Source organism: Bradyrhizobium sp. (assembly GCF_036735945.1).
GTDB lineage: Bacteria > Pseudomonadota > Alphaproteobacteria > Rhizobiales > Xanthobacteraceae > Bradyrhizobium.
Window position 1 is genome coordinate 1 of the sequence record NZ_DAINNI010000181.1, and the last position, 7,225, is coordinate 7,225.

The 7,225-nt window shown below is 65.0% G+C and carries 10 protein-coding genes; 6 read left to right on the forward strand and 4 right to left on the reverse strand.

The window, feature by feature from the left end:
- Positions 1 to 178: 178 nt before the first annotated feature.
- A complete protein-coding gene (locus tag V7E26_RS28150; protein WP_324422664.1) occupies positions 179 to 931 on the reverse strand; it encodes an SDR family NAD(P)-dependent oxidoreductase in 753 nt (250 codons plus the stop codon).
- A 42-nt stretch (positions 932 to 973) separates the two neighbouring features.
- Complete coding sequence (gene pdxH, locus V7E26_RS28155) at positions 974 to 1,615, reverse strand: pyridoxamine 5'-phosphate oxidase (RefSeq protein ID WP_324422666.1); 642 nt, start codon at positions 1,613 to 1,615, stop codon at positions 974 to 976.
- A gap of 128 nt (positions 1,616 to 1,743) precedes the next feature.
- Between pdxH and V7E26_RS28160 the strand changes: the two genes are divergently transcribed.
- Both V7E26_RS28160 and V7E26_RS28165 read left to right on the forward strand, forming a co-directional pair.
- Positions 1,744 to 2,145 (forward strand): RT0821/Lpp0805 family surface protein, encoded by a 402-nt coding sequence (locus V7E26_RS28160; RefSeq protein ID WP_324422668.1) that lies wholly within the window; start codon positions 1,744 to 1,746, stop codon positions 2,143 to 2,145.
- A gap of 110 nt (positions 2,146 to 2,255) precedes the next feature.
- Positions 2,256 to 3,227: a J domain-containing protein gene (locus V7E26_RS28165; RefSeq protein ID WP_324422669.1), complete on the forward strand. Its 972-nt coding sequence runs from the start codon at positions 2,256 to 2,258 to the stop codon at positions 3,225 to 3,227.
- Positions 3,228 to 3,516: 289 nt separating this feature from the next.
- On the opposite strand, the gene V7E26_RS28170 is transcribed toward V7E26_RS28165, so the two are convergent.
- Entirely contained in the window at positions 3,517 to 4,290 is a 774-nt protein-coding gene (locus V7E26_RS28170; protein ID WP_324422670.1) for an anti-sigma factor family protein, read from the reverse strand.
- A gap of 68 nt (positions 4,291 to 4,358) precedes the next feature.
- Positions 4,359 to 4,847: an RNA polymerase sigma factor gene (locus tag V7E26_RS28175; protein WP_324422671.1), complete on the reverse strand. Its 489-nt coding sequence runs from the start codon at positions 4,845 to 4,847 to the stop codon at positions 4,359 to 4,361.
- Positions 4,848 to 5,095: 248 nt separating this feature from the next.
- Here V7E26_RS28175 and V7E26_RS28180 point away from each other — a divergent pair, with 248 nt between their 5' ends.
- The 4 genes from V7E26_RS28180 to V7E26_RS28195 all read left to right on the forward strand — a co-directional run.
- Positions 5,096 to 5,695 (forward strand): histidine phosphatase family protein, encoded by a 600-nt coding sequence (locus tag V7E26_RS28180; RefSeq protein WP_324422672.1) that lies wholly within the window; start codon positions 5,096 to 5,098, stop codon positions 5,693 to 5,695.
- A 47-nt stretch (positions 5,696 to 5,742) separates the two neighbouring features.
- A complete protein-coding gene (locus V7E26_RS28185) occupies positions 5,743 to 6,075 on the forward strand; it encodes a type II toxin-antitoxin system TacA family antitoxin (protein WP_324422673.1) in 333 nt (110 codons plus the stop codon).
- Complete coding sequence (locus tag V7E26_RS28190; protein WP_324422674.1) at positions 6,063 to 6,593, forward strand: GNAT family N-acetyltransferase; 531 nt, start codon at positions 6,063 to 6,065, stop codon at positions 6,591 to 6,593. Before V7E26_RS28185 ends, V7E26_RS28190 begins: the two co-directional genes overlap by 13 nt.
- 115 nt (positions 6,594 to 6,708) lie before the next feature.
- The coding region (locus V7E26_RS28195; protein ID WP_324422675.1) for a chorismate synthase at positions 6,709 to 7,225 on the forward strand (517 nt) is incomplete at its 3' end.

The window sequence follows — 7,225 nt, forward strand, 5'->3', positions numbered from 1 at the left end:
CGTTGCCGAAAGATTCTCACACTCTGAGGAGGCGCGCTAGCGCCGTCTCGAAGGACGAAAGCCCAGGTAAGACTCAAGCCGGGCCACATGGTTCACCCGGCGATGCGAAGCATCGTCCGGAGACGGCGCCAGCGCGCCTCCTCACCATGAGGGTCTGAAGAGATGTCGGCGATCAACACTAAACGTGCTGGCCGCCGTTGATGTGAATTTCGGCGCCGTTCACGTACGAGCTGGTTTCCGTGCACAGCACATAGATGATCTTCGCGACCTCGTCCGGCGTGCCGAGCCGGTGCATTGGAATCTGCTGGTCGACGATCTTTTCGGTGCCGGGCGACAGGATGGAGGTGTCGATCTCGCCGGGCGCGATCGCATTGACGCGCACGCCGACGCGGCCGAAGTCGAAGGCCATCTCGCGCGTCAGCGCGGCGAGCGCGGCCTTGGACGTCGCGTAGGCCGCGCCCGCGAACGGGTGCACGCGCGAGCCGGCGATCGAGGTGACGTTCACCACCGCGCCCCTGGCGTGCTTCAACTCCTCGATAAGGCCGCGCGCGATCATGACCGGTGCGAAGAAGTTGACGTGGAAGACGTGGGTCCAGGTCTCGATATCGGTATCGATGGTGCCGAGCCGTCCGCCGGCGGGCGCCTTCGGCGAGATCGCGGCGTTGTTGACCAGCGCATGCAGTTCGTCGTTGTCGAGCCGCCGGCGAATTTCGGAAATCGCGCGCACGGTGTCGTCATGGTTGCCGAGATCGACCTCGATGTGATCCTCGGGGCCCGCGCCCCACGGGCAGACTTCCGGGAAGGCGTGCCGCGAGCAGGTGATGACGCGCCAGCCTGCGGAAGAGAAGCGGATCGCGGTGGCGTGGCCGATGCCGCGGCTGGCACCGGTCAGAAGCAGCGTGCGCCGTGGCGCATTGGATGAGGCGGGCATGCAGGTCTTTCAACTTTGAATGTCGTCGCGTGCGTTTTGGCGTCAGGGATAGAGTCGCACCTTGCTCCATGCTTGTCCCGGCGCATCGCGGCGGAATTCGATGCGGTCGTGCAGGCGGAACGGGCGGTCGTGCCAGAATTCGATGCGCGCGGGCGTGATGCGCCAGCCGCTCCAGCCCGGTGGCCGCGGCACTTCGCCGATCACGTGCCTGGCGGCGACCAGCGCGATCGCCTGCTCGAAGGCAAAGCGGCTTTCCAGCGGCTGCGACTGCTTGCTGGCCCAGGCGCCGATCTGCGCCTGTTTCGGCCGCGTGGCGAAATAGGCGTCGGCCTCCGCATCGGTCACCGGCGTCACGTTGCCGCGGATGCGGATCTGACGGCGCAGCGACTTCCAGTGAAACAGTAAAGCCGCCTTGGGATTTGCGGCGAGCTCGCGGCCTTTCTGGCTGGCGATGTGGCTGTAGAACACGAAACCATCGGCATCATAGCCCTTCATCAGCACCATCCGGATGTCCGGCAGCCCGTCGCCGTCGACGGTCGCAAGCGCCATCGCGTTGGGATCGTTCGGTTCGGACTTCACGGCCTCCGCAAACCACTCAGCGAACAGCGCAAACGGTTCCTCCGCCGCGGTAAAATCACCCGATGTTAACGGTGTCGGGTGTTTGATGGAGGTCGTGTCCGTCATGGCAGGAGTCCCAGTTGCGTACCCTCGCGTCCCAGCGCGCGTTGCAGCCCAGTTACGGGCAGGCTCTATATAGGGCATGGGGACGCGTTGGCCTATTGGTGATCGGGCCGAGGGGCAGGGGCGCGGCAATGACGTTGATCCTGATCGGCCTCGGCTCCAGCGGATGCAGCCTGTCGCGCCCGGATTCCTACGCCAGGATGGAATCCGCCGACCTCACGGGCACGCTCGGCAGGCTGGCGGCAGCGCAGCCGACCGAGAGCGATCTGGCCTTTGCCCGCACCGCCGCCACCGATGTGTTGGCCAAGGGCGACAAGGATTCCAGCCAGCCATGGGAAAATCCGGAGACCGGCGCGCGCGGCTCGGTGACGCCGCTGTCGCAGGCCTATTCCGCGGAAGACGGCCGCACCTGCCGGGATTTTCTGGCGAGCTATGTCAACGGGCGTTCGGAAAGCTGGCTGCAGGGCGCGGCCTGCAAGGCCGGCCAGGGCCGTTGGGAAATTCACACCATCAAGCCGTGGACAAGGGGCTGAAGTCGCCTTCCAGCCGTTGCAAAAATGCAACTGGCTCACCAGATGAAGCCAAAGCAGGCGAATTGCCTTAAACCCTTGAGAACTGAATTTCCGTGAAGGAGACATGACGGATGCGCGACCCCTATGAGGTCTTGGGGGTGCCGCGGGGCGCCAGCGCTGCGGCGATCAAGAGTGCCTACCGCAAGCTCGCCAAGAAGCACCACCCGGACAGCAACAAGAACGATCCGAAGGCGGCCGAACGCTTTGCCGAGATCAATTCGGCCAACGAGATCGTCGGCGACGAGGACAAGCGCAAGCAGTTCGATCGCGGTGAAATCGACGCCGAGGGCAAGCCGCGCTTCCAGGGCTTCCCCGGCGGTGGTGGCCCGCGTGGCCGCGCCGGCGGCGGTCCCGGCGCTGGCGGCTTCGAGTACAGCTTCCGCAGTGGTCCCGGCGGCGCCGGCGGCGCGGGCGGGGCCGGCTTCGAGGATATCCTCAACAGCATGTTCGGCGGCGCGGCCCGGGGCGGGCGTCCCGGCGGCAGCAGGACTTTCGAGTTCGACACCGGCGGGATCGGCCTCGATCTCGATCTCAGCGTCGCGATGTCGGTATCGCTGGAGGAGGCGGTCAAGGGCGGCGAGAAGCGCGTGCGCCTGCCCAACGGCAAGGAACTCAACGTCAAGATCCCCGCGGGGGTCACCGCCGGTCAGCAGATCCGCCTGAAGGGGCAGGGCGAAACCGCGCCCGGTCACCCCCCGGGCGATCTCCTGATCACCGTCAGCATCGCGCCGCACCCGTTCTTCAAGGTCGACGGCAGCGACCTGCGCCTCGATCTGCCCATCACGCTCTATGAAGCCGTGTTGGGCGGCAAGGTCCGCGTACCTACGCTGGGCAGTGCCGTGGAACTGTCGATCCCGAAGAACACCTCCAGCGGCCGTACCTTTCGCCTCAAGGGTAAGGGCCTGCCCAAGTCCGGGGGGACGGGCGACCTGTTCGTCATTACCCGGATTATTTTACCCGACGGGAACGATGCCGAGCTTGAGGCATTGATGGAAAAGTGGCGTGACAGCCACCCATATAATCCGCGCAGCGATCTCGGCTGATTCGCCGCGATTCGCGGCGGCGATGGCGTGTGAAATTGAGCTCGGCGTTCGAGTCGGCGCTTACCGGGAAAGCGAACTTCTTTCCGTGAAATCAATGGTTTCCCGGAAAAAGGGGCGGCCTCGAAAGGGGGACCAGCGCGGTACCAAACCCCGATCGAGGCCGCTTGCGCCGATCGGCGGATCGAGCGCTACTCATTTTCGCGTGATCACCCGGCGCAATAATGAGACCGGCTGGGGGTTTAATTCCAGATTTTCGATGTCAGAATTGGGACAGAGCGGCTGAGGTTGCCTAACCGCCCTTCTTCTCCATCTGATCGTAGATCGCCTGGGCCACCTGGCTCAGCCGTCCCCGGTCCGCATCGGTCGAGACCACCGCATAGATGACGCCGTCGTCGGCCCAGAACAGCGCGCTTTCCTTGCCTTCCGCGGCAAATCGCATCTGCGTCGCCTCGGCCTCGGATTTGGCGGTGTAGAGCGTGAAGCGTTCGCCCGAGGCGCTCTCGTACATCATGAAGGAGGCGGGACCTGTGGAACTCGGCAGCAGCCGGCCTCCGACCAGCTTCAGTCCCGCGCCCTGCAACTCGGGGGCACGGACCACCCAGCCGCAGCGCTTGGTCAGCCATTGCTGCAGATGGCTGCGCTCGCTGCCGGGCACCTCGACGGGATGGCGGACTTCGACGACATAGAGCCGGTGCGCCTCGATCGCGTGAACCGTGAAGGCTTGCAGAGGCGATGGCGTCGCGGTGGCCTCGCGCGCGAACCAGCCCGCCCCGCCGCCGACGATGAATGCCGCCAGCGTGGCCGCGACCGCGCCGTACACCCATCGGCGCGGCTGTCGCACCAGCCGCTCGATCTCCAGCCGCTTCGGCACCGCCTCGTCGACGATCGAATCGTACCTGGCATGCAGCTCTTCGGCCATCGCCTGCCACGACTGCACCCGCGCGGCATCCTCGGGATGCGTGGCGAGCCACGCCTCGACATCGCCGCGGCGTTCGGCCGGCAGCTCGTTGTCGACATAGGCATGCAGCTCGTCTTCGGTGACGGGGATATTGCGATCGGTCATTGTCGTGGTCTCTGTCTATTCCTGCTCTGTCGATCCGTGACGCATTACAAACGTGTTCTCTTGCGCGCTCATTTAACCCGCCGCAGCGCCGTGCGTTCACCCTCGAGCGAAGCCTTGACGTGGGCGCGTGCGCGGGCGAGCCGGGACATGACGGTGCCGATCGGCACGCCCTGGATGTCGGCGACCTCGCGGTAGCTCAGCCCTTCCAGCATCACCAGCAGCAGCACCGAGCGCTGCTCTTCCGCCAGCGTCGCCAGTGCGCGCGAAATGTCGCGGCCTTCGGCCTCGGTGCCGCTGGCGTCCGGATTGTTGTCCGACAGCGGCATGAACTGCGGCCGCCGCGCCAGCGACCGCCGCCGGTTCTTGTTCAGATTGGTCAGGATCGTATAGAGCCAGCTCCGGACGTCGCCGCCGAGAAACAGCCGCTCCGAACGCAACGCGCGCACCAGCGTATCCTGCACCAGATCGTCGGCGATATCCGCGTCGCGCGCCAGTGCGCGGGCATAGCGGCGGAGCGCCGGAATCATGGCTTCGACACTTTGGCGAAACGCGCTCATCAGTACCAGTTTGCAAGAGTTGCAAGGCTCGTCCGGCGCGAACGCCTTACCCAACATAACACCCAATCGCCTGCTCTATTCCAGTCATTGAGGGCAGGCGGAAACAGCGTTAATCGAACGTTCGATTAGGGCTCGACCGCGCCGGAGTGCTGGTGTACCTCCAATTTCCGGAGAGCGTGATTGGAAAGCATGTCGCGGAAGTCAGCGCAGCTCTCCAATTCGGTTGCGAAGGAATAGCTGACGGTACGATGCCTGCGCCTGTGATCTACTACATTCGCCATGGCGAGACGTCGTGGAATGCGCAAGGCAGGCTGCAGGGCACGCGGGACATCGCGCTGAACGATCTCGGTCGGCGGCAGGCGGTCCATGCCGGCGCCATCCTGGCCGATATCTTCAAGCGCGAAGGCCGCGACGCTTCGGCGCTGCCATTCGTCGCAAGCCCGCTGTCGCGCGCACGGACGACAATGGAATTGGTGCGCGGGACTCTCGAACTTCCGCTGCAGGATTATGCGCTCGACGATCGCCTGCGCGAGATCGGCTACGGCGTCTGGGAGGGATCGACGCTGGCCGAGATGCAGGCGGCCGATCCCGTGCTGTACGCCAGGCGGCTGACCGCGAAGTGGACGATGGCGCCGGAAGGCGGGGAGACCTACGCCGAGGTGCAGCAGCGCATGCAGGACTGGTACGATTCGCTTCACGCTGACACCGTAGCCGTCGCCCATGGCGGCACCGCGCGGGCGCTGATGGTCGCGCTCGGCATCGAGACGCCGGCGAGCGCCGCCGACCTCCTGATCGAACAGGGCGCGGTCTACGTGTTCCGCGACGGGGGCTTGCGGAAATATAGCTAATCTGGCTTTGTATTGACATTGTGGATACAATGACGCATATTCCAACCATGGCAAAGGACCGTTCGGAAGGTTTCGGAAATTCGAGCGTTGATGTCGCGGAGCGCTCTGCTGTTGCCGATACGAAGGGCAGCATCAATTTGCGTATCGAGGCCAACACGCGGCAACTCATCGACGACGCGGCAGCGATCCTCGGCAAGACGCGTACGGAGTTCATGATCGAGACCGCCCGGCGGCAAGCGATTGACGTGCTGCTCGACCAGCGCCTGTTCGTCCTCGATGCCAGGCGTTACGACGCCTTCATGCATGCCCTCGACAATCCTCCCGCGCCGGGACCGAAGCTGCGATCGCTGCTGCGGCGGGCGCCTGCATGGCGGAAGTAGGAGACGCATCGGAGCACGCCGAACCCGGATTGTCGGCACCCGTTGCCTTGACCATCGAGCATGATCTTTCCGGGTTCGACTGCGGCGAACCCGCATTGAACGACTGGTTGCGGCATCGCGCCTTGAAGAACGAAAGCCGTTTTTCGCGAACCTATGTCGTCTGCGAAGGCAACCGGGCGGTCGCCTATTTCTGCATCTCGGCCGGGGCCGTGGAGCGCGCGGCGGCGCCGGGCAAGGTGCGGCGTAATGCGCCCGACACGATTCCGGTATCGGTCATCGGGCGATTGGCGGTCAGCCGCGATCACGCAGGGAAGGGGCTCGGTGCCGACATTCTCGCGGATGCCCTTCGCCGCATCGCGGTCGCCTCGCAAAGCATCGGCATGGGGGCGGTGATGGTGCATGCGAAGGACGGGGCAGCGAAACGCTTCTACATGAGATGCGCCGAGTTCATCGAGTATCCGGAAGACAGCCGCACCCTGTTTCTGCCCATCGAAACCGTCGTCGCGGCCTTCGGCTAGGCTGGGCTCGTTCCGGCCAGCCCCCAGAGGTCATTTGACCCACGTAACGCGCCGCGTTACCACATGTTGACAATCAACATCATTCCGAAGCGTCTGCGCAGCCGGCACATAGCACATGTCCCACAACACCTTCGGCCACCTGTTCCGCGTCACGACCTTCGGCGAGAGCCACGGGGTCGCGATCGGCTGCGTGGTCGATGGCTGCCCGCCGCTGATCCCGCTCACCAACGAGGACATCCAGCACGATCTCGACCGCCGCCGTCCCGGCCAGTCGCGCTTCACCACCCAGCGCCAGGAGCCGGACGCGGTGAAAATCCTGTCCGGCGTGATGGCGCATCCGGAGACCGGCGTGCAGGTGACGACGGGAACGCCGATCGCGCTGCTGATCGAGAACACCGACCAGCGCTCCAAGGACTATTCCGAGATCAAGGACAAGTTTCGCCCGGGCCACGCCGACTTCACCTACGAGGCTAAATACGGCCTGCGCGACTATCGCGGCGGCGGTCGCTCGTCGGCGCGCGAGACCGCGACGCGTGTCGCGGCCGGCGCCATCGCGCGGAAGATCCTGCCCGAGGTCAAGGTGCGCGGCGCGCTGGTGCAGATGGGCCCGCACAGGATCGACCGCGACAAAT